The sequence below is a fragment of the Psychromonas sp. SR45-3 genome (assembly GCF_014163575.1).
GTDB lineage: Bacteria > Pseudomonadota > Gammaproteobacteria > Enterobacterales > Psychromonadaceae > Psychromonas > Psychromonas arctica.
In genome coordinates this window covers 43,350-67,569 of sequence record NZ_JACJDP010000008.1, presented here as the reverse complement: position 1 = coordinate 67,569, position 24,220 = coordinate 43,350, and the positions used below count along the sequence as shown (strand labels likewise).

General features: G+C 36.8%; 19 protein-coding genes, 3 tRNA genes and 1 pseudogene. 11 read left to right on the top strand and 12 right to left on the bottom strand.

What is annotated here, in order from left to right; genetic code table 11:
• The first annotated feature begins 146 nt into the window (after nt 1-146).
• The gene (locus tag H5084_RS06680) at nt 147-359 is read left to right on the top strand and encodes a hypothetical protein (protein ID WP_182689967.1); all 213 of its coding nucleotides are present in this window, start codon (nt 147-149) and stop codon (nt 357-359) included.
• Nucleotides 360-1,064 carry a nucleotidyl transferase AbiEii/AbiGii toxin family protein gene (locus H5084_RS06675; protein ID WP_182689966.1) on the top strand — a complete coding sequence of 235 codons (705 nt, stop codon included), beginning with the start codon at nt 360-362 and terminating at the stop codon, nt 1,062-1,064. It abuts the gene before it with no gap.
• A gap of 165 nt (nt 1,065-1,229) precedes the next feature.
• Here the strand turns inward: H5084_RS06675 and H5084_RS06670 are convergent, their stop codons facing one another.
• The 5 genes and pseudogenes from H5084_RS06670 to H5084_RS06650 form a co-directional block, all read right to left on the bottom strand.
• A complete protein-coding gene (locus H5084_RS06670; protein WP_182689965.1) occupies nt 1,230-1,583 on the bottom strand; it encodes a hypothetical protein in 354 nt (117 codons plus the stop codon).
• Nucleotides 1,583-1,828 carry a hypothetical protein gene (locus tag H5084_RS06665; RefSeq protein ID WP_182689964.1) on the bottom strand — a complete coding sequence of 82 codons (246 nt, stop codon included), beginning with the start codon at nt 1,826-1,828 and terminating at the stop codon, nt 1,583-1,585. Before H5084_RS06665 ends, H5084_RS06670 begins: the two co-directional genes overlap by 1 nt.
• A 7-nt stretch (nt 1,829-1,835) precedes the next feature.
• Entirely contained in the window at nt 1,836-2,729 is an 894-nt protein-coding gene (locus H5084_RS06660) for a hypothetical protein (protein WP_182689963.1), read from the bottom strand.
• A 22-nt stretch (nt 2,730-2,751) separates the two neighbouring features.
• A pseudogene (locus tag H5084_RS06655) lies at nt 2,752-3,225 on the bottom strand (endonuclease); the annotation flags it as partial.
• A 324-nt stretch (nt 3,226-3,549) separates the two neighbouring features.
• Nucleotides 3,550-4,440, bottom strand: coding sequence for a pseudouridine synthase (locus H5084_RS06650; protein WP_182689962.1), 891 nt, complete (start codon nt 4,438-4,440; stop codon nt 3,550-3,552).
• A 219-nt stretch (nt 4,441-4,659) separates the two neighbouring features.
• On the opposite strand from H5084_RS06650, the gene H5084_RS06645 reads away from it, so the two are divergent.
• Nucleotides 4,660-5,337, top strand: a complete 678-nt coding sequence (locus tag H5084_RS06645; RefSeq protein ID WP_028869658.1) for a pseudouridine synthase — start codon at nt 4,660-4,662, stop codon at nt 5,335-5,337.
• Nucleotides 5,338-5,464: 127 nt separating this feature from the next.
• Here the strand turns inward: H5084_RS06645 and folE2 are convergent, their stop codons facing one another.
• On the bottom strand, nt 5,465-6,385 hold the full coding sequence (gene folE2, locus H5084_RS06640) for a GTP cyclohydrolase FolE2 (protein ID WP_028869659.1): 921 nt from the start codon (nt 6,383-6,385) through the stop codon (nt 5,465-5,467).
• 469 nt (nt 6,386-6,854) lie between these two features.
• Here folE2 and arcB point away from each other — a divergent pair, with 469 nt between their 5' ends.
• Nucleotides 6,855-9,104 carry an aerobic respiration two-component sensor histidine kinase ArcB gene (arcB, locus tag H5084_RS06635; RefSeq protein WP_182689961.1) on the top strand — a complete coding sequence of 750 codons (2,250 nt, stop codon included), beginning with the start codon at nt 6,855-6,857 and terminating at the stop codon, nt 9,102-9,104.
• Nucleotides 9,105-9,324: 220 nt separating this feature from the next.
• On the opposite strand, the gene arcA is transcribed toward arcB, so the two are convergent.
• The gene (arcA, locus tag H5084_RS06630; RefSeq protein ID WP_028869661.1) at nt 9,325-10,041 is read right to left on the bottom strand and encodes a two-component system response regulator ArcA; all 717 of its coding nucleotides are present in this window, start codon (nt 10,039-10,041) and stop codon (nt 9,325-9,327) included.
• Nucleotides 10,042-10,570: 529 nt separating this feature from the next.
• Between arcA and thrA the strand changes: the two genes are divergently transcribed.
• The 4 genes from thrA to tesB all read left to right on the top strand — a co-directional run bounded on the left by thrA (nt 10,571) and on the right by tesB (nt 16,322).
• A complete protein-coding gene (thrA, locus tag H5084_RS06625; protein WP_182689960.1) occupies nt 10,571-13,033 on the top strand; it encodes a bifunctional aspartate kinase/homoserine dehydrogenase I in 2,463 nt (820 codons plus the stop codon).
• Nucleotides 13,034-13,128: 95 nt separating this feature from the next.
• The gene (gene thrB / locus H5084_RS06620; RefSeq protein ID WP_182689959.1) at nt 13,129-14,085 is read left to right on the top strand and encodes a homoserine kinase; all 957 of its coding nucleotides are present in this window, start codon (nt 13,129-13,131) and stop codon (nt 14,083-14,085) included.
• Nucleotides 14,082-15,359 (top strand): threonine synthase, encoded by a 1,278-nt coding sequence (thrC, locus tag H5084_RS06615; protein WP_028869664.1) that lies wholly within the window; start codon nt 14,082-14,084, stop codon nt 15,357-15,359. Before thrB ends, thrC begins: the two co-directional genes overlap by 4 nt.
• Nucleotides 15,360-15,422: 63 nt before the next feature.
• On the top strand, nt 15,423-16,322 hold the full coding sequence (gene tesB, locus H5084_RS06610) for an acyl-CoA thioesterase II (RefSeq protein WP_028869665.1): 900 nt from the start codon (nt 15,423-15,425) through the stop codon (nt 16,320-16,322).
• A 220-nt stretch (nt 16,323-16,542) separates the two neighbouring features.
• Here the strand turns inward: tesB and H5084_RS06605 are convergent.
• Nucleotides 16,543-16,618 (bottom strand) — tRNA-Ala (locus H5084_RS06605).
• Nucleotides 16,619-17,042: 424 nt separating this feature from the next.
• Nucleotides 17,043-18,815: a choice-of-anchor I family protein gene (locus tag H5084_RS06600; protein ID WP_182689958.1), complete on the bottom strand. Its 1,773-nt coding sequence runs from the start codon at nt 18,813-18,815 to the stop codon at nt 17,043-17,045.
• Between the two features lie 532 nt (nt 18,816-19,347).
• Between H5084_RS06600 and H5084_RS06595 the strand changes: the two genes are divergently transcribed.
• Nucleotides 19,348-19,433 (top strand) — tRNA-Leu (locus H5084_RS06595).
• Nucleotides 19,434-19,674: 241 nt separating this feature from the next.
• Here H5084_RS06595 and H5084_RS06590 read toward each other — a convergent pair.
• Genes H5084_RS06590 through H5084_RS06580 form a run of 3 tightly spaced genes read right to left on the bottom strand, consistent with a single transcriptional unit; the run spans nt 19,675 to nt 22,704 of the window.
• A complete protein-coding gene (locus tag H5084_RS06590) occupies nt 19,675-20,319 on the bottom strand; it encodes an ABC transporter ATP-binding protein (protein ID WP_182689957.1) in 645 nt (214 codons plus the stop codon).
• Complete coding sequence (locus H5084_RS06585; protein ID WP_182689956.1) at nt 20,312-21,850, bottom strand: ABC transporter permease/substrate-binding protein; 1,539 nt, start codon at nt 21,848-21,850, stop codon at nt 20,312-20,314. The genes H5084_RS06590 and H5084_RS06585 overlap by 8 nt, the downstream gene beginning before the upstream one ends.
• Nucleotides 21,847-22,704, bottom strand: coding sequence for an SDR family oxidoreductase (locus H5084_RS06580; protein ID WP_182689955.1), 858 nt, complete (start codon nt 22,702-22,704; stop codon nt 21,847-21,849). Before H5084_RS06580 ends, H5084_RS06585 begins: the two co-directional genes overlap by 4 nt.
• Before the next feature lie 372 nt (nt 22,705-23,076).
• Between H5084_RS06580 and H5084_RS06575 the strand changes: the two genes are divergently transcribed.
• Both H5084_RS06575 and H5084_RS06570 read left to right on the top strand, forming a co-directional pair.
• Nucleotides 23,077-23,856 carry a TIM barrel protein gene (locus H5084_RS06575; protein ID WP_182689954.1) on the top strand — a complete coding sequence of 260 codons (780 nt, stop codon included), beginning with the start codon at nt 23,077-23,079 and terminating at the stop codon, nt 23,854-23,856.
• A gap of 241 nt (nt 23,857-24,097) precedes the next feature.
• Nucleotides 24,098-24,183: transfer RNA gene (locus tag H5084_RS06570), tRNA-Leu, on the top strand.
• Nucleotides 24,184-24,220 lie beyond the last annotated feature (37 nt).

Genomic DNA, 24,220 nt, shown 5'->3' with positions numbered 1-24,220 from the left:
TTCGCACTATGGTGCACTATGGCACAATATAACGTCATATTTAACGTTGTATGCACATTGTATTAAATGTTTTTTGAATGTATATTAAATATATAAAGTTTGACGTCTATTTTTTAAAAGTTTAGCAGTAGACTTAAGGTTATAATATGAGAAATATAAATCGTAATAAATACCATGAGTTAAATCAGCTTCTATGGGATATGCACCAAAAATTCATTGAACCTAAATTAGCTTTAGAACTATATGAAAAACGATGGGGTTATGTTAATCAAGATAAATTGATCGATGAAGAAAAAAAATTAATTAGTCGTTTAACTGACGCATATGGTAATGGTTTTTTTATGCCGGCTGTGAATTAATTGGCAAACTATGCGATTAAGCATCACCAAATTATAGAATCAGCATTAGAAAATTTTAATGCTGATTTTTTTTGTGCTAATAAAGTTATTTTTGGTGGTGGTACTAGAATCGCTCTAGAATTGAGCGAATTTAGAGAGTCTATCGATATTGATTTTTTGTGTCCAAATAAAGACGCTTATAGAGCAGTTAGAGAGCAAGTGACTAATCGTACCCTAGGAGATTTAGTAAAAAAAGACTTTACCTATGCAAGAGAAATTAGAGCAGATAGAGATGCCGTTAGAACTATAATTAAGTATGAAAATACTGCTATAAAGTTAGAGTTTGTTAGTTTTGATAATTATGAACTTAATTCACTTATAGACCTTGATAAATTTCCTGTTCCATTTTTAGATCAACAATCATGCTTTTATACTAAGCTACTTGCTAATGCGGATAGAAAGTTGACTCTACCTCATAAAGATATATTTGATATTCTTGCTATGTATAAAGAGTGGGGAAGCATCCCTAATAAAGCTATTGAATTAGCTGAAGGGCATTATGGTAAGAGGGTCATTATTCCGAGTGTGATTGAAGCTCTTCAAGATATCATTGAAAACCCCCGTGAATATGAAAGAGTTGCTATTTCATTGAAAATGAAAAAAGAATGGATTGAAGATATTATAAATATTTATCCAAAATTTCTACTTTCAGACTTAACAAAGTAAGCTCTCGACGGAAATTTTTCCTTCATTGGAGAAAGTAAACAAGTCATAAAATGGACTAAGAGCTCAAAGAAATATCGATTAAGCTGCCAGCAATTACTAAACCAATCTAAGTACCATTGTTTATTAAAACTTATTTATACTCAAATAGTCTATATGACTATTAAACTACTTATACTGTTTTGCTTTTGATTCGATCGTATTATTGAGTGTTTCATGTAAGCGTTCTGTACATATATTTTGTTTTTTATTTGTTTTAATCTGTTTCCGCAAAAATTTTATTTGACGACTCAATTGACTATTTACAGCTTTTTGCTCGATAGTTTCTCCATTTCCTTGTAAAAAAAGCCAATAAAAAGTGGAGATAACCGCTGCAGATACTACTGGAGAGCAAGTAGATAGCATTATGATTAAGTCTGCATCTAGTTTTGTTGGGTTATATTGAAGTAAAGCAATTAAAATTGTCGATAAGCCTGCAATAGCGCTTGTTAAAACTCCATCACTTTTTTTGTTAATAGACATTAAGAAATTACCCTCCCATTTTCTGAGAGTATTGCATTAATAAGTTCTTTATTATTTTCAATGTTTACCTTTTTTACTATAACTTCACCAGAGGCTAATTTGATTTCAAAAGTGACATCTTTTGGTGGCAAAAATGTCACTATTAAAAATTTACCTACAGCAATAAATAGACTCCATACAAAGGGAAGCGTCAATATTGTCCCTAGTATTAAAAATAAATTTAAATATGCGTCTGTTTCTGTCATATGGTGCCTAAGTCTGAGGTTGTGATTGAGTAACATTTCTCGTCACTTGAATAACATACCTTTTATAGGTAGGCGTTGTACCATGACGAATTTTTTTTACTGTTCTTAATTTTACTGAGTATAAATCAGCTTTAGCAAACTGTAGGTTATTTTTGCTTATTTTATTAATAAATGCGTTATCTTGCATAATTATTGGAACTGTAGTTCGATCTGCCAATTCAGCCTTCCATCCTGCATTCCCATCGAAGTTGATGTTAGTAAAACGTATAGTTTTTTGTTCTTCTGTATCAATAATCTGGTCTACAACATTAGAAGTAATAGAGTTGAAGTCTATACTTTCACGCTGGGTTATCGTTAAAACTTCGTTATCTAGTTCATCTTTAATTATGAACTTTGCATTAGTTGATTCAGACAACGGTCTGCTAATTACTTTATCAATACTATCTCGGAAGCTCTTGTTTACGACAAGATCAGCTATATGACTAGGTAGTTCAATTGAAGTTTCATCATCCAGGAAAACTTTAGAAATTCCTGTTGATGTTTTTTCAATTAGTTTGACCTTTCTGGACTTTATTTGTTTAATCGCTCCAAAAACAGTTGCAACACCAGCAGTTACAGGAATAAGACCAAGTACAGAAAGAGGATTTACTCCTGCATTTTGTAAATAAGTTACAAACTCAACAACAAATGAGCCTTCAGAGTTTGCTTTCACCTCAACTCTTAAATCTGGCGCTTTAGAGTTAATATGCTCATCGGCTTCCTTTATTAACTTAGACATATTGATAATAGATGTCCCGAGAGTGTGCGCATCGATGGTATGGTCAGCTGTCCCATCTGTATCATAAGATATTTTAAAAACACATTTTCCGTTGTTCTGAGTTTTAGATATTATTTTTGTCATTAGGGTCTCTGTATTATTTTTGTTATAAATTTATTTTTAACATTTTAATTTTTTCATTACACCGATTAACTACAATATTATTTATATTACCCTGTAAATTTTCTATACGTTCTGCTCGCTTACATTCCCAATCACTAACTGGATACATTTTGTCCCAAGCGTTCATAAGTTGTTTTTGTGATTTGCTCATTTTGTAGCGGCTATATGAATCTTCCATATACAAGTAAGTTCTTGCTATTCGTCCTCGGGATGATTCAGGTGGCTTTGCCTTTTTATTCTCTATTTTCATTGAACAAGAACCAAAATCACTTTTTTCATTAGGTAACATAGTGAAGTTGTAATTGCTTCTTAATGCGTTAACTGCGCCAATGGCGGGATAAAGATTAAACATGTCGGATTGCATATAGCGATATTCTATATTTGCTTTACTTGCACATTTTCGACCTTTAAAACTCTTACCTTTGTTATCTACACATACTGCATGACCTTCTTGCCAAGGAATATAAATATGATTGTCGACATCGTTGATCCTATTTGTGAATAATAGGTTTATTTAAGCGATAGCTTAGTAAGCTAGTCTAAGGTAATCAATTAGATCAAGTTAGTAGTGTAAGTTAACCGTGTAAGTTCATCGTGCAGAAGTATATGAAAGCAAAAGGTTAAAGTATAAGAAAGCTCTCTCTATTTAACCTTAGTTGATAGGTTTAATTCAAGTTTGTGATGATGAATCATAAATTAATGATGAATGTTATGTGTCCATTCAATTTTTTATTTCATACGTTATTTAATAGGTCATTTATTACATTATTTATAATGAAATTTAAAGTAATGATAAATTACCATCATATTGAAAGTGCCTTGGTTGTTGGGTAATAGGGTCTATGAATTTGAGTTCTTTAGCTAATAATTGTAATGGTGCTGAATAATCATCTGCTGATAATGGCTGTAAATGAGGATAATATTTATCATTTAATATCGGGAAACCTAATGATTGCATGTGGACTCGTAACTGATGGGTTTTACCCGTGATGGGGGTTAGTTCAAATAACGCCTGTTGAGTCGTTTGTTGTATGCATTTTATAATAGAGTGGCTGTTAGCTTCTCCTTCAGTAATGCGCATTGTAAAACGTGGTTCACTGGTTTCTATACGATTGTTGACCTGCCATTCTTTATCGATTAAAGCCTGATTTTTTATAATCTTAGCCACTGCTTGATAAGTTTTGTGTATTCTTTTATTCTCAAATAAATCATGATAAAGCGCTCGCGTCTCAGGGTTGATAGAGAACATTACTAATCCAGCAGTGACTCTGTCTAAACGGTGTAATGCTTGTAAGGTGTCTATCCCCGTTCGTTGACGTAAACGATTTTGTAAACATTCACTCACATAGATTCCTCCTGGTGTGACAGCAAGAAAGTGCGGTTTATAGGCAATTAAAATGTGTTGGTCTTGAAATAATATGTTTTCCGCAAAAGGAATAATCGGTTCGTTTTCAACTTCTCTGTAATAGTAAATACGTTGCTGTGACTGAAAGGGGGATTGCATTGTTAACAGTGAACCATCATGATAATGCACCTTGCCATCATTAATACGCTGTTGCCAAACGCTTGCTTTAACATAAGGGAATTTAATAAGCAGATATTCAAATACTGTCGCGACGCCTGGGTTAATTATGGGCAAACTCAGTTTTGAAGGGTATTGTGATATTGCCATTTAGTAACCTAAATTATGGACTATAGCATGTGTGACTTGCTTAATTTAGTGGCTAATTAACAATAGAAGGTGATGCGTATGACGATTCTTATTACCTTGCTTATCATCTTTCTTTTAATCATAGTAATGACTATGCCTAAGAAGGGGTGTTTCATTCATTGAAAAATTATTGGTAAATGGTATCTTTGCCACTTGTTTAAGCAACTAACTGACATGACGATGAATGACTTCTTGTATAACCCGCCTACTGAACCTTGGTTAGATACGATCTATAAAGATAAAGATATGATTGTATTTAATAAACCTGCTGGGATTTTATCGGTGCCGGGGCGTGATATTGAACGACATGACAGTATCTACAGTCGTCTGCTTGAATTACATCCTGATAGCCATACCGTACATCGCTTAGACTTAGCCACTTCTGGTGTGATCATTTTCGCTTTAAAAAAAGAAGCTGAAAGGGCGCTAAAAATACAGTTTCAAGAACGTGAAACAAAAAAAGTCTACTATGCTCGTGTTTTAGGGCATGTGCCACAGCAGCAAGGTTGTATCGATGTACCACTCAGTAAAGATAAAGATAACCCGCCTAAACACAAGGTTGATTTTGAATCGGGTAAAGCCTGTAAAACCTTTTATGAAGTAGTGAGTTATGGAAAGCAAAGTACATTAATAAAATTGATGCCTGTTACTGGGCGTACACATCAATTACGACTGCATATGATGGCAATGGGCTATCCTATTTTAGGGGATGATTTTTATGCAGATCCGTTGGCGTTAAGTTTATCTCCTCGTTTGTTATTGCATGCAAGCGAAATAAGTATCAAGCACCCGTACACTAAAAAAATAGTGAGTTTTAAAACTGAGATTCCCTTTATAGAGGTAATCGGCGAGCAATAGTTGCTGACCTTAGCCTCTTCTTGATTGGAATCGTACTTATCTCATGTTCTTATTTGTTAGATAAAAAAACCTTGGTCATTGCTGAACAAGGTTTTTTATTAAGCTTAATAAAAAATATTCTCAGTGGTTAAGCTTGATAACCGCCTTTAATACCTTTAGTGGTAACCGATACCGCATCATGCGCATGTAAGCTTTCATAATGATTTACGCGTAACCAAAAATCACTAAATTGTGTTTGTTGATGTAATGCATATTGCAATTGACGTGCAGCATCTTCACAGAACATTAAGTTTTGACCATTTAAACGTGCAAATTCTTGTTCATCTTCACGTTTTACGGCTGCTTGTACTGGCGTTTTTAATGTTGCTTCAATCAAATCAATCAGTGTAATAATTGGAAAGTTATCAGCAGTTGTCTGAAGTTTAACTTTCACCTGTGCAACACTACGTTGGCTATGCGGCGTTGCTACAATACCTTGAGTAGAACCTAACCAAGCCACAATCTCGTCTTTATCAAGTGTTGCTGCTTGCGCATATTTTTTACTGAATGCATCTTGAATCAATTGACGAGCTAAAGCTGCTGAACATGGGCAAGTTGAAGAATATGGGACATCAACTTGAAGTTCAATATCCAGTTTACCATCTATTAAACGTCCGATAATGACAACGGGATAAGCTTTCCAACCACGCTTTTCGCTGATTAATGATTTGCGACGTAAATTATAATCAAATGCGATTTTAACAAAGGCTTCTGAACTTAAGTCTTGATGACTCTCGATAAACCCTTCTAATAAAGTCGTTAATGTCGCTAACGTTAGTTCAGATTCTGTTGAAAGTTGATCTAGTTGCAGGTACAAGCGTGACATATGAATGCCTTTGGCTTGCGGATCACCCAGGTTAACGAATAATTCTGCATTAGCACTGACTTGTTGAGCAGGGCAGTTATCTGTCTGTACCATCAATGGTAACTCAATATTACTCATACCTACGCGATCTAACGCGCCTTCTGTTTGAGCTTGTGCACTATTTGCGATATCTGGCATTGCCATTCAATAAGGCTCCCTTCAACATGCTTTACATGGATAAATGAATATAAAAAGAAGCGCGCATTATAAACGGGATCACAAAAATTAAAAACCACCAAATACAAAGGTTTTATCTAAGTGATTGATAATTTATCCCTATACTTAAAAAATGATTGATTTTAAATGCTTTATTGATGTTGATTATGATTATATTTCAAGTCTAGGTGTAAAATGAGGTGGAAGGCGTTATAACCATGTCATGTAATATTCAATTAAGACTTGCGATCTAAGCAAATAACTTGTGCTGGTCAGATAATAGTATTTTATATCGAATCGCCTTTATTTATATGGTGGCTGAGATAACTGAATAGTGAATGCAGAACATCAAGCACTGAGTACTTGGGATTATTATTAATGGCTAAAAACCGGTTACACTAAGCGTTCTATTATTTAATCCTGTCATTCATTTAAGTTATTAATATTGTGAGGAACTGTGAGTCTATTTAATCTAAAAACATGGGTACATTATTATGTTTCGCTATTGAAACGTCTTGGTCCAATAAAATTTAGCATGTTACTAGCCTTTGCGATTATTTTAGGTGATGCCTGTATTCAAATTATCATTGCACATCTGTTTTCTGAATCACTCGACATGGCCGATATTTATCGTTCGGTTATGTTAGGTTTATTGATCACACCTTGGGCAGTTTATTTTTTAACGGTAGTGGTTGATGATTTAGATAATGCGCGTCAACGTTTAGCAATGACTGTCGATAAATTAGAGAAAATATCCCAGCGAGACAAAGCTAAAACACACTTGTTAGAAAATGAGATTGTAGATCATCAAAAAACACAGCTGCAATTGCGCGAAGGGAAAAACTTACTACAATCTTTTTTTGATACCTCACCTGACTTGATTTTTCATCGGGATTTAGTGCAACGGTTTGTCAGTTGTAACAAAGCAATGGAAGAGATCTCAGGTAAAACAGAAGCTGAATTAATTGGTTTAGTGCCTGCCGATATCTATTCTGATGAGTATGCTCAGTCAGTTTCATTAAGGCATAAAAAAGTGATTGAAACTCATCTTGAGCAGATCCACGAAACGTGGTTGGAATATCCAAATGGGCGCATGGCCTATTTTGAAATTCGTGCGTTACCCTTATTTAATAGCCAACGCGAATGTGTTGGTTTAATTGGTTTTGGCCGAGATATTACTGAACGTAAAAAACACCAAGAATTTTTAGAAAAAGCCAGTCGCGATAAAACTACCTTTATTTCAACTATTAGTCATGAGTTGCGAACGCCTCTCAATGGTATCGTTGGCTTAAGTCGTATGTTATTAGATGAAAACTTTAATAAAGAACAGACTCAATACCTTAAAACCATTCATATGAGTGCTATCACGCTAGGGAATATATTCAATGATATTGTCGACCTTGATAAGTTAGATAGACGACGCCTTAATTTAGTTAATGACTGTATTAATGTAGATGATTTCATCAATGATTTACAAAGCCTTGCATATATTCAAACGGAACAAAAGAAATTAACTTTAATCTTCAAACAAGAAGGGGAATTACCTAAATGCATTAACTCTGATGGTACCCGTTTACGGCAAGTACTATGGAACTTAATCACTAATGCCGTTAAGTTTACCGTTCAAGGTGAAGTGACTATACGCTGTAGCAGTTTTATAGAAGATCAAAAAACATGGTTAAATTTTGAAGTCGAAGATACTGGCGTCGGTATTCCAAAAGATAAGTTAGACAAAATATTCGCCATGTACTATCAAGTTCAAGGCGAGCGCCATGCAACGGGAACGGGTATCGGTTTGTCGGTTTCAAGCCAAATTGCGAAAGCAATGAATGGACGTTTAACGGTAAGCAGTGAATTAGGGAAAGGCAGTACATTCACTCTCAGTTTACCGACGGTATGCGTTGCAGCATCAAAAAAAGAGTCAACCTTCCAGGTGCCGATTTTGTCTATCCTACTGGTAGAGGATATAGAGTTGAATATCTTAGTTGCAAGGGCCTTATTAGAAAAGCAAGGCCATCATGTTGACGTCGCAATGGATGGACAGCAAGCGCTCGATAAGGTGGCCAATAAAGAATTTCAGCTGATCTTGATGGATATACAATTGCCGGATATGAATGGTTATGAGGTGACACAACGCCTGCGTGAAACATATTCTAAATTACCGCCAATTGTTGCCTTAACCGCAAATGTTTTTTCCGATACACAGCAATTTATTGAAAAAGGCTTGGATGATGCAATTGGTAAACCCTTAAGTTTACCATTATTTAATAGTATGTTGGAACGCCACTTTAGTGATCCAAGTGAAGTGGTTACTAATCTCATTAATGTGCAGCCTGCGATACAGAAAGAACCTAAAGTTGATTTGTTTAATGAACAAATGCTGAAAGAGTTGATGGAGTTTTTACCGACGTCAGTGATGTTAGATAACGTCTCCTTATTTGAGACGATGATGCCTGAATATTTGTCTATTCTAGAAAGTCATATGGTGGCAAAAAATGAAAAGGGGATCGCTTCTCAATCACATAAAATTAAAGGCGCTGCTGCTTCCGTAGGGTTGTTACGTATTCAGAAGTTAGCGCAAAAAATGCAATCGCCAGAGTTACCGGCTTGGTGGGATAATATTGATGATTGGCACGAGTTGATCAAAGTAGGTTATCTTGAAGACGTGAAAAAATTGAGAAAATGGATTGTTGCCAATAGCGGATAATATTCGTGTCGCGCAGGACTGAAGGCGTTTAAATCGGTATAAGAAACGAGTTTGTTTTTAATTGGTAGGTCGCTAAGGTTGATAAAACCAGGTAGATATACTGTAAATAATTAAGAAGGCCAGTAAAACTGGCCTTCTTAGTTTTAATCAACATGTAGATAACGATTTCTGTTTTGTTTACTTTAGATTCGTACTACATTGGATTTATAACTTCAGGAGGTTATTCTAATTCACCACAAAAGCGGTAACCTTCACCGTGGATCGTGGAAATGATTTCTGCTGATTCTGGAACGGTTTCAAAGTGTTTACGAATACGACGGATGGTGACATCTACTGTACGGTCATGTGCTTTTAATTCTCGTCCTGTCATTTTCATTAATAGATCCGCACGAGTTTGTATTTTCCCTGGGTTTTCAATGAAATGTAAAATTGCTCGGAACTCACTACGCGGTAGTTTGAACACTTCACCATGAGGGCTAATCAATGAGCGACTATCTATCTCTAGTGTCCAACCACTGAATTTATAATGTTCAACCTTTTGGCGCACCTGCTCAAAATACAAGGTATCTTGCATGGTACGTGTTAATAAGTTGCGTGCTCTAATGGTCAATTCACGCGGATTAAAGGGTTTAGTAATATAATCATCTGCGCCAATTTCTAAACCAAGGATCTTATCCACTTCGTTGTCACGACCGGTTAAGAAAATAAGGGCAATATTTTTATGCTCACGTATCTCTCTTGCTAATAAAAGCCCATTTTTACCTGGTAAATTAATATCCATGATAATCAGGTTTATTTCATTTTGCTCTAATACTTGGTGCATTTCAGTACCGTCATTAGCTTCAAATACTTGATAACCTTCGGCTTCAAAAACGCTTTTTAATGTACTTCTTGTTACTAACTCATCTTCTACAACTAAAATGTTAGCGCTAGACATGAATTGACTCCTATAAAAATTAATAATGCTTTGCTCAACCTGTGCGGGATAATATTAGGTTGAGTGAAACTGTCATGGCTCGCAGAATTTCAGCCGTTTTTAAACAATTAATCATGCTAAATTCTATGCAGTTTAAAAAGTCTCAGTTTTCAGTGGTTAAAGTGTAATTACTTAACATATAGATAACAACTTATTATGGATTTAAACAAGCGTTTTACCTTGTCTATTTGATATTTATCAAGTCACAGAGGGGGGGAATTAACATTTTGTTATTTGTTATGCTAATTAATTGCAAGCTAGATCGGTTGTTTGTTCCAGTACGCATTAAGCTTTGATATAATCTCATCATAAATTTAATTAATAATGAAACTATTAACACACATGTATTTTATTTTATTTTATCCGTTCAAACCGAAGAAAGCTGCGCTTAGTTCGCAGCTTTTTTTGCTATTTGTAAAAAAGAAAATCTATACATTCATAAAGCCCGCTATTGAAAGCGGGTTTTTTCGTATTAAAGCAGGGAGGTACGATGCGCGTACTTAAATTTGGCGGCACTTCATTAGCAAATGCTCAACGTTTCAATCAGGTGGCTGATATTGTTATTAATAATCAGCAACAGTCTCAAATCGCTCTTGTATTATCAGCGCCTTCAGGGGTGACCAATAACTTGGTAGCGGTAGTAGAAAAAACCAGCCAAGGATTGTCTGCTGATGAGCATTTAATTGCAATTCAAAAAATCTTCTCTGAGCTCATTAAAGGCCTAAAAGAAACCTACGCTGAATTAGCTGACGATCTATTACGTAATACCTTTGAAAATGAAATTGCTGAGTTAAGTAATTTATTAGAAGGCGTGCGTTTGTTAGGTCAATGTCCGGCGAGCATCGAAGCACGCATTTTAAGTAAAGGTGAAGTGTTAAGTGTTGCTTGTATGAAGCAACTTCTTATTGCTAAAGGCCAAGATGTTGAAGTGATTGTGCCTCAGCAAAAGTTAATCTCTTTTAAAGGTGGTTATTTAGAAGCACAAATAGACATTAAAACATCACGTAAATTATTAGCACAAGATGCGATTGTTGCTAATGCTATCTATTTAATGCCGGGCTTTACAGCAGGTAATGAAGAAGGTGAAACATTAGTTTTAGGACGTAATGGTTCAGATTATTCAGCTGCGGTTTTAGCGGCTTGTTTAAAAGCAGAATGCTGTGAAATATGGACCGATGTTGATGGCGTATATAGCTGTGACCCACGTTTAGTTAAAGATGCAAAATTACTTACATCGTTAAGCTACGCTGAAGCCATGGAGCTTTCTTATTTTGGCGCCAAAGTATTGCATCCAAAAACTATCGCTCCGATTGCGCAGCACCATATTCCTTGTCTTATTAAAAATACACATAATCCTCAAGCGGAAGGTACCTTGATTAGTGCACAAAAAAGTGATCAGAAGTTACGTGTAAAAGGCATTTCAGATCTTAAAGGGCTGAGTATGCTAAGTATTTCAGGCCCTGGTATGAAAGGTATTGTTGGCATGGCCGGTCGTATCTTCTCGACTGTTTCTCGTGCGGGTGTTTCGATTATTTTGATCACACAATCTTCATCGGAATACAGTTTAAGTTTCTGTATCTATTCAAACGATGCACAACAGGCGATTGATGCGTTAATAGAAGAATTTAGCCTAGAGTTTGAAAATAATTTACTAGAAGAAATCGATGTCATTGACAAGCAAGCCATTATTTCGCTTGTTGGCGATGGCATGAAAAAAGAAAAGGGCGTTGCTGCGCGTTTTCTAACTGCACTGACCGATGCATCTATTAATGTGACAGCGATTGCACAGGGGTCTTCTGAGCGTTCTATCTCTGCTGTTGTTTCTGAGAAAAAAGCCAATGAAGCAGTGATTGCATGTCATCACAGTTTCTTTAGCAGTACGCAATTTATAGACTTATTTGTGATTGGTTGTGGTGGTGTTGGTGGTGCGTTAATCGACCAAATTCATCGTCAACAAACCTATTTAGCAGAGCGCAATATAGCGATTCGAGTCTGTGGTGTGGCGAATAGCCGTGCAATGTTATTGGATGTTCATGGTGTTGATCTAAACAATTGGCGCGATTTATTAAAAGATGCCACTGAAGAGTTATCGCTAGTGGCGATGAAAAACCTCGTTAATGGTTCGCATATCATTAATCCTGTGATTGTTGATTGTACTAGTAATGATGGTATTGCAGCGCGTTATGTTGACTTTTTAGGCGCAGGTTTCCACGTAGTCACTGCCAATAAAAAAGCTAACACAAGTAGCATGGATTACTACCATCAATTACGTTTAACTGCGTTAATGAAACGTCGTAAGTTTTTATATGACACTAACGTGGGTGCTGGTCTACCGGTGATTGAAAATATACAAAACCTATTCAACGCAGGTGACCGTTTAGTTAAATTTAATGGTATTTTATCTGGCTCTTTATCGTTCATCTTTGGCAAGTTAGATGATGGGAAATCATTTTCAGATGTCACCTCTGAAGCCCGTAATCTTGGTTTTACTGAACCTGATCCTCGTGATGATTTAAGTGGTACAGACGTTGCTCGTAAGTTACTTATTTTAGCGCGTGAATCGGGCATGGACATCAACTTAGATGATGTTGAAGTTGAACAAGCATTGCCGCCTGGTTTTGATGATACAGGAACGGCTGATGAGTTTATGGCACGTTTGCCAGAAGCAGATCAGTACTTCAAACAGTTGCAAGATAAAGCCAATGAAGAAGGTAAAGTATTACGTTATATTGGCAGTATTGAAGATGGAAAATGTAAATGTAGTATTATGGCTGTGGATGAAAACGATCCATTGAATAAAGTAAAAGATGGCGAAAATGCACTCGCATTTTATAGTCAATATTACCAACCTATCCCGTTAGTATTACGCGGTTATGGTGCTGGTACGGAAGTGACAGCCGCTGGTGTGTTTGCTGATGTACTTCGCACATTGAACTGGAAACAGGAGTTCTAGCATGGTTGCAATTTTTGCTGCTATAAAACAATTTAAAAATACTTGCGTAATGTGTATTACGAACAGTATTCAAATTCAGAAACAGGGGTTTTAATATGTCTATTGTTGTTTATGCACCGGCCTCAACGGCGAATGTAAGTGTGGGATTTGACGTATTAGGTGGTGCATTAACTCCTATTGACGGTTCTCCATTAGGTGACCGCGTTAAGATCACTAAAGGTGATTATGGGTTTTCATTACAATGTGTTGGCCCTTATGCACATAAATTACCCGATGATTCTAAGAGTAATATTGTTTATGACTGTTATTTAGCTTACCAAGCAGAGCTGGCAAAACTGCATAAAGAAATATTACCGGTGTCATTGACGTTAGAAAAAAATCTACCAGTGGGTAGTGGTTTAGGGTCTAGTTCAAGCTCTATAGTCGCTGCGTTAGAAGCGCTAAATGCATGGCATGATTATCTATTAGATGAGCATGTGATGTTAACTATTATGGGTGAAATGGAAGGTAAAATTAGTGGCAGTGTGCATTATGACAATGTTGCTCCTTGTTACCTTGGTGGTATGCAATTGATGATTAATGAAGGGGGAGTCATTAGCCAGACGATTCCTTCATTTAAAGAGTGGTATTGGGTGGTTGCTTATCCTGGTATTACTATTTCAACTGCCGCGGCACGTGACATATTACCATCGCAATATCGCTTGTCTGATGCCTTGACTTATGGCCGTCGATTGGGTGCATTTGTGCATGCTTGTCATAGTGAACAACCCGCATTAGCAGCGTTAATGCTGAATGACGTGATTGCTGAACCTTATCGTTCTCAATTGATTCCAGGCTTTGATCAAGCGCGTTTATTTGCACAACAAAGTGGTGCACTGGCGATGGGGATCTCTGGCTCTGGTCCAACGGTATTTGCAGTGATGAGTGATTTGTCACAAGCAGAATTATTAAAAACTTGGTTAACAGAAAATTTCCTTCAAAATGAAGAGGGCTTCTGTCATATTTGTCACCTTGATGAACAAGGTGCACGCGTGTTAGGAAAAGAATTATGAATTTATACAACATTAAAGACAACAGCGAACAAGTCAGCTTTCAACAGGCTGTTAAACAAGGGTTAGGGCGCGGCCAAGGCTTATTTTTCCCTGAGACTATTGTTCCATTAGACAATATCGATTCGTTACTAGAAATGAATTTAGTAGATCGCTCAACTGAAATTTTATCGCATTTAATTGGTGATGAACTAAGCAAGCAAGCTGTTTATGAAATCGTATCTAATGCTTTTACTTTTCCTGCTCCAGTTAAAAAAGTCACTGAAAACATTAATGCATTAGAGCTATTTCATGGGCCTACGTTAGCCTTTAAAGACTTTGGTGGCCGTTTCATGGCGCAGTGTTTAGCGCAATTCAAAGACGATGGAAAAATCACTATTTTAACCGCCACATCAGGTGATACTGGCGCTGCTGTTGCGCATGCTTTTTACGGCATGGAAAATATTAATGTTGTTATCCTTTATCCAAAAGGAAAAATTAGCCCATTACAAGAAAAATTATTTTGTACATTAGGTGGCAATATCACAACGGTTGCGATTGAAGGTGACTTTGATGATTGTCAGACGATGGTTAAACAAGCATTTGATGACCAAGAGTTAAAACAAGCAGTGGGTTTAAACTCTGCAAACTCAATTAATATTAGTCGTCTTGTTGCACAAATTTGTTACTACTTTGAAGCTTTTGCACAATTATCTGTTGAACAACGTGATAACTTGGTGGTTTCGGTACCGAGTGGTAATTTTGGTGATTTAACGGCGGGGCTATTAGCTAAAGCGTTGGGATTACCGATTAAACGTTTTATTGCTGCAACCAATGAAAATGATACGGTGCCTCGTTATTTACAAGAAGGCACATGGGCACCGAAAAAGACTGTAGCAACACTTTCAAATGCGATGGATGTGAGTGCGCCAAATAACTGGCCACGTATTGAAGAGCTATTTAAAGTTAAAGGCTGGTCATTAACGGAACTAGGTTATGGCAAGCTGTCGGATCAAGAAACAAAAGACACCTTGATCGAAATGGATAAACTAGGTTATTTATGTGAGCCACATGGCGCAATTGCTTATCATGAGTTGACGAAACAGCTTAAAGATAACGAAACTGGTTTGTTCTTATGTACAGCGCATCCTGCTAAGTTTAAAGAAAGTGTTGAAGATATTTTAGGGCGTGACATTTTCATTCCTGAAGAATTAGCATCACGTGCAGAATTGCCTCTATTATCAAAAGAGTTCCCTGTTGATTTTGCAAAAGTACGTGAATTACTCATGGCTTTATAAGCTTCAACTACTTTTTAAATAATAAACAAGGGCGTATTACACGCCCTTTTTTGGGAGTTAAAAATGGGTAAAGTATTAAACGATCTGTTAAAGCAATTAAGTTTAGAAAAGCTAGAAGAAAATTTGTTTCGTGGTGATAGCCAAGATTTAGGGTTTGGCGCAGTATTTGGTGGTCAAGTCATGGGACAAGCGATTTCTGCGGCTAAAGAAACCGTTAAAAAAGAGCAGCAAGTCCACTCTTTTCACTCTTATTTTTTACGTCCAGGTAAAACAGATCGGGCTATTGTTTACGATGTAGAAAGAATTCGCGACGGTAATTCGCTTTCTGCAAGGCGAATCAAGGCGATTCAAAATGGTAAGCCTATTTTTTATATGACAGCTTCATTTAAAGCACCTGAAAAGGGCTTTGAGCATCAAGATGAGATGCCTGAAGCACCTGCACCAGAAGATCTTATTTCTGAGCAAGAGATGGCTTTATTACATTCTGATCTATTACCAGCTTCTATTCGTGACAAACTGGTTGCTGAAAAACCGATAGAAATGCGACCGGTGACATTAATTAACCCTGTTGAACCAGAAATTGAACCTGCTACCCGTTTAGTGTGGTTTAAAGCTAATGGGCGTATGCCAGATGACCTGCGTGTGCATCGCTATTTATTGGCTTATGCTTCTGACTTCAATTTTTTACCTACCGCTCTACAACCACACGGTGTTTCTTTCTTCACTGAAGGCATGCAAGTGGTCACTATTGACCATTCTATGTGGTTCCATCATGATTTCCGTTTAGATGAGTGGTTACTGTATTCTGTAGAAAGTTCAGTTGCATCCGATGGCCGTGGTTTAGTGTCAGGCAAGTTTTTTACGCGAGATGGTAAATTGGTTGCATCCTCTATTCAAGAAGGGTTGATTCGTCAGCGTCGTAAAGCAAAAATAGAAGCAAAGCCAGAAACGAGTGAGAAATAGTATTTTTGTGAAAAATTTGCTATGAGAAAAAGGGCACGACGAGAAAAAGTATGACGACCAGAAGAATGGTTATTGTGGATCGTTATTTATCAATAACTGTTTTGAATCTCAACTAGAAAGTCACTTTGATATGGTTGTTTTGAAAGGGAATCTCTTTCGAATATAGCCAAATTGGGAATGGTTGCTTTGAATCAAAATGACAGAGCAATACTGAAAAAAGTGGTGGAGCTATGCGGGATCGAACCGCAGACCTCAACGCTGCCAGCGTCGCGCTCTCCCAGCTGAGCTATAGCCCCACTATAGTGCGTTATCAATCACGCAGTGGATGTTTTAGTAGGTTGGGAACTCTATTTACTAAATCAGAGCGGATTGTATTCGTCCTGATTTTAGTTGTCAATTTCAAATAAGCGAAAAGTACTGATTAGGTTCAATTATTTACTCGCTGATCCATATTCATCTTCTCATTTTAATATATACCCGTTACCAATCGAGATGCTTGATATAGATTGCTTAAAGCTAACCGAACTTTAATTTTTATTAAGTTGAGTACGCTTAACGAGTACTCAATGAGCTGTAGCGAGCCTTTTTAGCTTACTGACTCGCTTTATATTCTTTTACTTCAGAGTTTAATAAGTAAATTCAGCGCTGAATAATAAAAGATCAGCTTGAATAATCTCAGATGCTTTAACACAGAAGTTTATAAAGGCAGCAATGCCGTCTCTATTGGTTTGTCATTACTCGATAAAAACGAGTGCTGCCACTGACTTCATTACCGACTATCAAAATCGGTGTACCACTTGGGCTATCTTCAGCGCTAACAAATTTAAATCCTTCGGGTCCTAAATCACCGGCATCAACTTGATAGGTTGTAACACCCTGTGCATTTTTTTGTTTATTGTCTTTTGGGTTTACTGTCATATCGCGATTATTCAGATATTGTACAAAGCGTGCTTGTTTAGGTTGGCTAATATCATAAACCATAATACCGCCCATACGCTCTAAGCCAATAAATGCATAGGTTTTACCGTTAATGGTGCCCGTAGTTAATGCTTCCGGCTCGGGTCCTTTTTTAGCACTACGGTTTTCTGCTTTCAATTTATTGTGTGTTTGATTAAAGTTGTTACCGTATTTTTGTGCTGTTATACGTTCAAAATCACTGCCGGAATCAAATATCATTTTACTGTTATCGATATCCCAAATAGAAAAAGATCGGCCACCAAAGGTTAATAAACGATCGATTTTTCCATCACCATCTAGGTCACCATGTTGAGCTGTTAATGAGTGTGAGAATTTAATGTGTTTAACTGTTGACTGTTGCGAGCCGCCTTTTTTGAAATTAGATAAGTCTAGTGTTGCTGCTGTTAATTGCGGTTGATAAACTTTAGCTGAAAAGGCGTCCTTTAACTTAATATCGTCGCTGCAGTTTTTATCTTTTAAGTGATAATAGAAATGACCAGCTTCACATTCGGCTTGTGATAAATCACTTATCCAGTCACTGCGATCATCACCTTCATTTGCGGTGATTAAGTAATCAATATTATTCAATTTCACCGTGGCTATCGTGTCTGGTTGGTACATACCTAGTAAAGCTTCTTTGTTAAGTAATGCCTTTTTATCTTTATCATTTCCATCGATTTCATTACCTGCCGCTAAATGATCTTTAAAGCCTAATGGCATGATCCGCTGAATGGATTTAGTGGCTAAATCGACTATTGCGATGGCATTATTTTCTTGTAAAGCGACATAGGCTTTGCTGCTATCTTGATTGATTGCAATATATTCAGGCTCGATATCTTGTGCGATGCTGGCTTGGTAACCATTTAAAAGTAAGTTTGGTGGTAATTCATGATGGCGGGCAGCCCCTTGATTAAAGTCTGTGAATGTTAAGCGGGTTAGTTTGCTCGACAAGGTTTGGTTTTCCCACTTTATATCTATAATGGCAATTTCACCCTCAGGATCGATGGCATAATTCCCTTCGCTAGGTTCAGCTTCAATCGCGACAACAAGTTGTTTGCCGTTAGGCGTGAACGAGAGCATGTCTGGTAATGCGCCAACATAATGTGCAGAAATAAAACTTAAATCTTGGGTATTATAAAAAGCGACCCAACCCGCATCGGTTTTTGTCTTTGCTTCAATGGCCACAGCTAATAAACCGTTATAAACATCAACACTGTTCGCCGCACCTGCTTGAGCATTAAAGTGCTGCTTAATATCTGCTTTTATATCAAGGTGTTTAACTAGGGTAGGAGCATCAATATTGTGACTATCTATAACATCTATTTGACCAGATTGAGCATTAACTACAAATGTTTGTTGGGTTAGCTTATCAAAAGTAACAATTTCAGCGGCACTTTGGTCAAATATATTTGACTGGTATCGACCTGCTTCTTGCAATTTAATGCTGTGCTGATTGTTGGTTAGTTGTGAAGGTGTATTTGCGCAGCCAATTAAGGTAGAAGAAAGAATAATGCTGGTGAGTAAATTAAGTTTCATTGATAATCTTCCATAAAATAATAAATAAAGTGCGCATATTTGTACCGTTAAAAGATGACATTTTTATTAAAATACTTAATTTAACCTCAGTTCTGGATAAGCAAAGCGATACAACACCGCTATTTCCGCGGATTTCTTCGTTAAATTATTTATCAATAACCAGTTATGCTTCAATAATTCGCCTTGAAGTACGCAAAACTAACGCTACTGTATAGCCAAACAATATAATCTTATGATTTTAAATATAATTCCGCTTTCATTAACCAGAATTGAGGGTAAATTTAATAAAAATGGAGTACCAACATTACGTTACCTACCATTTTTCAAATTCAATTTACTTTAATGTCATTTAATTGAAATTGATTGGTGTTTTAGTGAGTGTGCTTTAAACAAAAATTGTTTGTTAAATATCAATATGTTGAAATAATCAGCAGTCAGTCAATAAATTGTCTTTTATTGCTGTTTAGGGGTTGTGACTAACATTAATTTCTCTATAATGCCCCTCATTGCTTAAGCACGCTTTAAAGCAATCGCCCGGGTGGTGAAATCGGTAGACACAAGGGATTTAAAATCCCTCGACTTATGGTCGTGACGGTTCAAGTCCGTCTCCGGGCACCAATTATAAGAAAAAGCCTCAACAGATGTTGAGGCTTTTTTTTTGCTTAAAATTCGAGTGATTTTTATAATAGAAGAAAGCTATTTAATTTTTACATTAGACCTAACAGCGCTTTATATCTGGTCTAATACTTTTCTATATCAAATCCACCTCGCTTTATATCTGCCTAGCACCTTTTATACTCGCACCTATTATAGTAGTCCTAACACTTCCCTAAGCAATTTTTGACGTTAATTGTTCGCGTTACATGTTAACAATCGCTGTGCCTAGTTTTTCAGCCTCACTTAAAGAGTGCGTGACCATCACGAAGGTGGTATCGGTCTGTTGATGAATGCTCTTGACTAAATCTTGTAAACTTTCACGAGTTTCTGGATCTAATGCTGAAAAGGGTTCATCCATCAATACAATGGCGGGATGATGAGCAATACCCCTGATTATACCGACTCGCTGACGCTGGCCTCCACTGAGTTGATCTGGAAATTGTTGCAACAGGTCATGGCTCAAATTGACTAAGGGTAACAATTCATCGATGCGTTGTTGACAGGCTTGTGGAGACATATTTAACAGCGTAAGACAATAAATCATGTTTTGATAAACGGTTAAATGAGGGAACAAAGCACCTTCTTGCAAGATATACCCAATGCTACGTCGCTTATCAATCGCATTAGCTAACGTTAATTGTTCACCATTTATATTGATATCACCTTGTTGTGGTATCAATAACCCGTTCATCAATCGTAATAATGTCGATTTTCCACAGCCGCTTTCTCCGGTTAAACAAACAAAACTGCCAGTATCAATATTAAGAGAAAAATCCTTAAGCACTACTTTATCATCATAGGAAAAAGTCACATTATTAACGGTAAGCACTGTTTTTTTATTATTCATCTTTATGCCCTAGTGTTGCTAAAAACGCTTGCGCGATTTCCTTAGGCGTCTCTTTTAACACCTCAAGTTGATAGTTCATTTTACGCATTGATTCGGTAGAAATTTTGCCTTCTAATTGCATCAGCACTGTTTTTAGCTCTGGGTATTGTTGCAACACTGCTTCTCTTATTACGATACCTGCCTCATAGTCAGGGAAAAAATGTTTATCATCAACCAGTACTTGTAAGTCGAGTGCTTCAATTTGTGCATCGGTAGTAAAGGCATCAATGGCATTAACCTTGCCTTCTTCAATGGCTTTATAACGCAAACTAATATCCATTTCATGGAGTTTGGCAAAGTTAAAAGGGTAAACCTTGATCAAACTAGGGTAAGCATCTGCGCGCTCAAAAAACTCAAACTCAGCTCCAAAGTCAAAAGCAACACTGTGGCGTACTAAGTCCGAATAGGTTTTTATCTGTTTTTGTGTTGCGATGGATTGAGGGATAGCAATAGCATAGGTATTGTTCATGCCTAATAAACCTAGCCACTGTAGTTGATAGTTATCTTGGTATTGTTGTTGTAATTGCTCAAAATTTAACTGTGATTGTTGGTTTAATACATTCATCCAAGCGGTGCCTGTATATTCAACATACATATCTAGATCGCCAGACAGTAAAGCAGGGTGGATATTGGTCGTGCCTCCACCAATACCAAATTGTCGAATGACATTAATATCGGTTTGATTCTCAATCAGCTGCGACATAATTTCGCCCAATATATATTGTTCAGACATGGGCTTTGAAGCGACCGTAATTACCCTATCTTTTATCTTAGAGAAAGGATTAATATATACCAATGACATCAACACCAACGCGGCTAAGATACCAAGATTAAGATAGATAAAGTGCTTTTGTGAAGGCTGCGCATTGCGGTTAATAATGCGTTGCAGGTTATTGTTTTTCTCTAATGTAGCAACAAATTTATCACCTAAAATAGCAAATAATGAAATACCTAAAGAACCGGCCACAATTAATGGCGTATTCATTGTATTCAGCCCACGGAAAATCGCTTGCCCGAGACCACCAGCTCCGATTAATGCCGCTAGTCCGGTTAAAGCAATTACCATCACCGTGGTAATGCGTAATCCAGATAAAATACTCGGTAATGCTAAAGGAAAGTAAATATGGCGAAACAATTGTTGTGGTGTTGAGCCTAACCCCTTGGCGGCGTCCACCAAATGATAAGGGACTTCTTTCATACCACTATAGGTGTTGTGCACAATCGGCAATAGACCGTATAACACCAATACAATTAATGCATTTTGTAACCCAATGCCAACCAGTGGAATAAGTAAACCAAACATTGCAATGGAAGGAATGGTGTATAAAAAATTCACTGTGGGCATAATAATGCGCCGTGCTTTGGGTTTGTAAAATACCCAAATACCAATCGCAACACCAAATACCGTTACAATCAGCATTGCTAAAAATGAAATAAGTAAATGCTCACTAAATAACGTTAAAAAATAACTGATTCTATCAATAAAATTCATTTAACAGTCTTCTCTTTTAAGTGAGTGAAAAACTCATCCCAACGTTGATGTTCACGGCCAGATGCTTGTAAAAAGTGACTTGGGTTATTGACTTTACCTTCACGAATGCCTTGGTAAATACCAGCGATGATTGAACCTAGAAAATCACCTAATTGAGCACACCTCGATTGACGGTATTCTTCTACGCTCATTGATTGATAGGACAGCTGCGCATCAAAGGTTGTATTTAAATAGTCCGTCAGTTTTTGTTGTGAAATCGGTTCACCGTGTAGATTATAAATTTTTCCATGATGTTTATCTTCGCTAAGCATACGCGCGTAAGCATAAGCCAACTCTTGGCGTGTTGTGTAACCACATAAACCTTTATCGGCACAGTTTGAAACGTACCCAACTTCTTTATAATTTTCGATATACTCAATATCGGGTTCAATATAAATACCATTTCGACCGATCACCCATTCTAATCCGCTGGTTATTATATCTTTTTCAGTTTGACGATTACTCTGCACTACTGGTGAGAAAGCGTTACCTTCCTCTGCACCTTGAATACTGGTGTAAACGATTTTTTTAACACCCGCTTGTTTGGCTGCATTGATGACATTACGGTGTTGGCCAATTCGTTTACTTGGTTCGTCCATACCAGATACAAGTAATAATGTATCCACCCCCTGTAAAGATTGCAGTAATTGAGCCATGTTCTCATAATCGCCACTACGTACTTCAACACCTAAATGTGCTGCTTTCTCTGGTGTACGAGCAAGTGCAATAACGTTTTTTTTGCAGGTAAATGCTAATAAAGCATTAACAATGTTAGCGCCTAAGTGACCGCTCGCGGCTGTAACTGCAATTTTCATAGTGCTCCCTTTCGTGTTAAAAGCATTTATACTCGTAGATCTTTACCTATAACCCTAGAATATTTTCACCTTACAACTTACTGATTTTTTATCTTGAGTGTAACGGTTATATGACTGGGTTAGATTATTTTAAATGCTGACTTTGTTATTACAACTAATCCTGATCAGTTTATGAAAAAACATCAGTAAAGGTATAATAAATGTGAACAATTTAACAGGAAAGGTTAATAATGTCTTATTAATGGTAAATGGTTAACTTTTTCAGCTGATTTGATTTTTTAACGTTGATTCTTATTTGAGTGCATGTGTCATTGAATACATGCGTAATTAAGTGAGAATAAAAACAGAATAATTTAATACTAAAAGGTTCCTATGCATATTAAGCGGACTAAATTATCACCTTCACTTTGTATCGATGCTGTTTTTGGCAATTTATCTTTTGATCAAGCTTGTCAAGCAACGGCGCACGCGAACATCTCAACCATAGAGTTCTGGTCTTGGTGGGATAAAGATTTAACTGCACTGCAAGTCGCTGTTGAACGCTATGACTTATCGATTTCCTGTTGTTGTACTAAATTTATTAGCTTAGTAAACGCTGAACAGCGTAGTGCTTATTTACAAGCATTAAGTGATTCAATTGCGGTGGCTAAACGTTTAAAAATTAAAACCATTATTTCCCAAGTGGGCGATTTTATTGAAGGGGTGCCACGCGCACAGCAAAAACAGTCGTTAATTGATGGCTTAACTGCTGCGGCGTTATTGCTAGAGGCTGCGGATATGACATTAGTCGTTGAGCCTTTAAATGAACGAATTGATCACCCCGGTTATTATTTAATAAAAAGTGCTGAAGCTTTTAATATTATTAAACAAGTTTCCAGTCCTAAGGTTAAAGTGTTATTTGATATTTATCATCAGCAAATTAGTGAAGGCAATATTATTAATAATATAAGAGAAAATATCGATTATATTGGTCATTTTCATGCAGCAGGGCATCCTGGTCGTCATGAGCTACAACGTGGAGAAATTAATTATCCTGAAATTTTTTCTGCCATTAAGCAAACTAATTTCAGCGGATATATTGGTTTAGAGTATTGGCCGTTAACTGATAATACTATTGAGCCATTACAGGAAGTGGTGAGTTGGCTAAAGTAGAAGTTACCGCAGTTTATTTTAAGGTGATGTTCTTGGGACACTTAGATTAAAATATTAAACAATGTTAAATCTGCCAAGGGTGGCATTGTTGTTTAGCCATTGCAAAACTAGAGCAAGTGAATGGGTGTTGCTTTATTTTTCATCAATTAACTGATTTTATTTGGTTATTTTACTATTACATCTTGTACTTAATAAAAAGTACTATATAATTCGCGCCACTTATCTAGAAACTTAGATAATCGCCCGGGTGGTGAAATCGGTAGACACAAGGGATTTAAAATCCCTCGACTTATGGTCGTGACGGTTCAAGTCCGTCTCCGGGCACCAATTTTAAGAAAAAGCTTCGCATTTGCGAAGCTTTTTT

What these genes read in the sequence shown, in the direction of transcription:
- H5084_RS06580 (WP_182689955.1), bottom strand. Translation starts at nt 22,704, where the DNA reads ATGAAAATTGCAGTTACAGCCGCGAGCGGTCACTTAGGCGCTAACATT.
- H5084_RS06575 (WP_182689954.1), top strand. Translation starts at nt 23,077, where the DNA reads ATGCATATTAAGCGGACTAAATTATCACCTTCACTTTGTATCGATGCT.
- H5084_RS06660 (WP_182689963.1), bottom strand. Translation starts at nt 2,729, where the DNA reads ATGACAAAAATAATATCTAAAACTCAGAACAACGGAAAATGTGTTTTT.
- H5084_RS06590 (WP_182689957.1), bottom strand. Translation starts at nt 20,319, where the DNA reads ATGAATAATAAAAAAACAGTGCTTACCGTTAATAATGTGACTTTTTCC.
- H5084_RS06600 (WP_182689958.1), bottom strand. Translation starts at nt 18,815, where the DNA reads ATGAAACTTAATTTACTCACCAGCATTATTCTTTCTTCTACCTTAATT.
- thrC (WP_028869664.1), top strand. Translation starts at nt 14,082, where the DNA reads ATGAATTTATACAACATTAAAGACAACAGCGAACAAGTCAGCTTTCAA.
- thrA (WP_182689960.1), top strand. Translation starts at nt 10,571, where the DNA reads ATGCGCGTACTTAAATTTGGCGGCACTTCATTAGCAAATGCTCAACGT.
- H5084_RS06680 (WP_182689967.1), top strand. Translation starts at nt 147, where the DNA reads ATGAGAAATATAAATCGTAATAAATACCATGAGTTAAATCAGCTTCTA.
- H5084_RS06645 (WP_028869658.1), top strand. Translation starts at nt 4,660, where the DNA reads ATGAATGACTTCTTGTATAACCCGCCTACTGAACCTTGGTTAGATACG.
- arcA (WP_028869661.1), bottom strand. Translation starts at nt 10,041, where the DNA reads ATGTCTAGCGCTAACATTTTAGTTGTAGAAGATGAGTTAGTAACAAGA.
- thrB (WP_182689959.1), top strand. Translation starts at nt 13,129, where the DNA reads ATGTCTATTGTTGTTTATGCACCGGCCTCAACGGCGAATGTAAGTGTG.
- tesB (WP_028869665.1), top strand. Translation starts at nt 15,423, where the DNA reads ATGGGTAAAGTATTAAACGATCTGTTAAAGCAATTAAGTTTAGAAAAG.
- H5084_RS06650 (WP_182689962.1), bottom strand. Translation starts at nt 4,440, where the DNA reads ATGGCAATATCACAATACCCTTCAAAACTGAGTTTGCCCATAATTAAC.
- H5084_RS06670 (WP_182689965.1), bottom strand. Translation starts at nt 1,583, where the DNA reads ATGTCTATTAACAAAAAAAGTGATGGAGTTTTAACAAGCGCTATTGCA.
- H5084_RS06585 (WP_182689956.1), bottom strand. Translation starts at nt 21,850, where the DNA reads ATGAATTTTATTGATAGAATCAGTTATTTTTTAACGTTATTTAGTGAG.
- H5084_RS06665 (WP_182689964.1), bottom strand. Translation starts at nt 1,828, where the DNA reads ATGACAGAAACAGACGCATATTTAAATTTATTTTTAATACTAGGGACA.
- folE2 (WP_028869659.1), bottom strand. Translation starts at nt 6,385, where the DNA reads ATGGCAATGCCAGATATCGCAAATAGTGCACAAGCTCAAACAGAAGGC.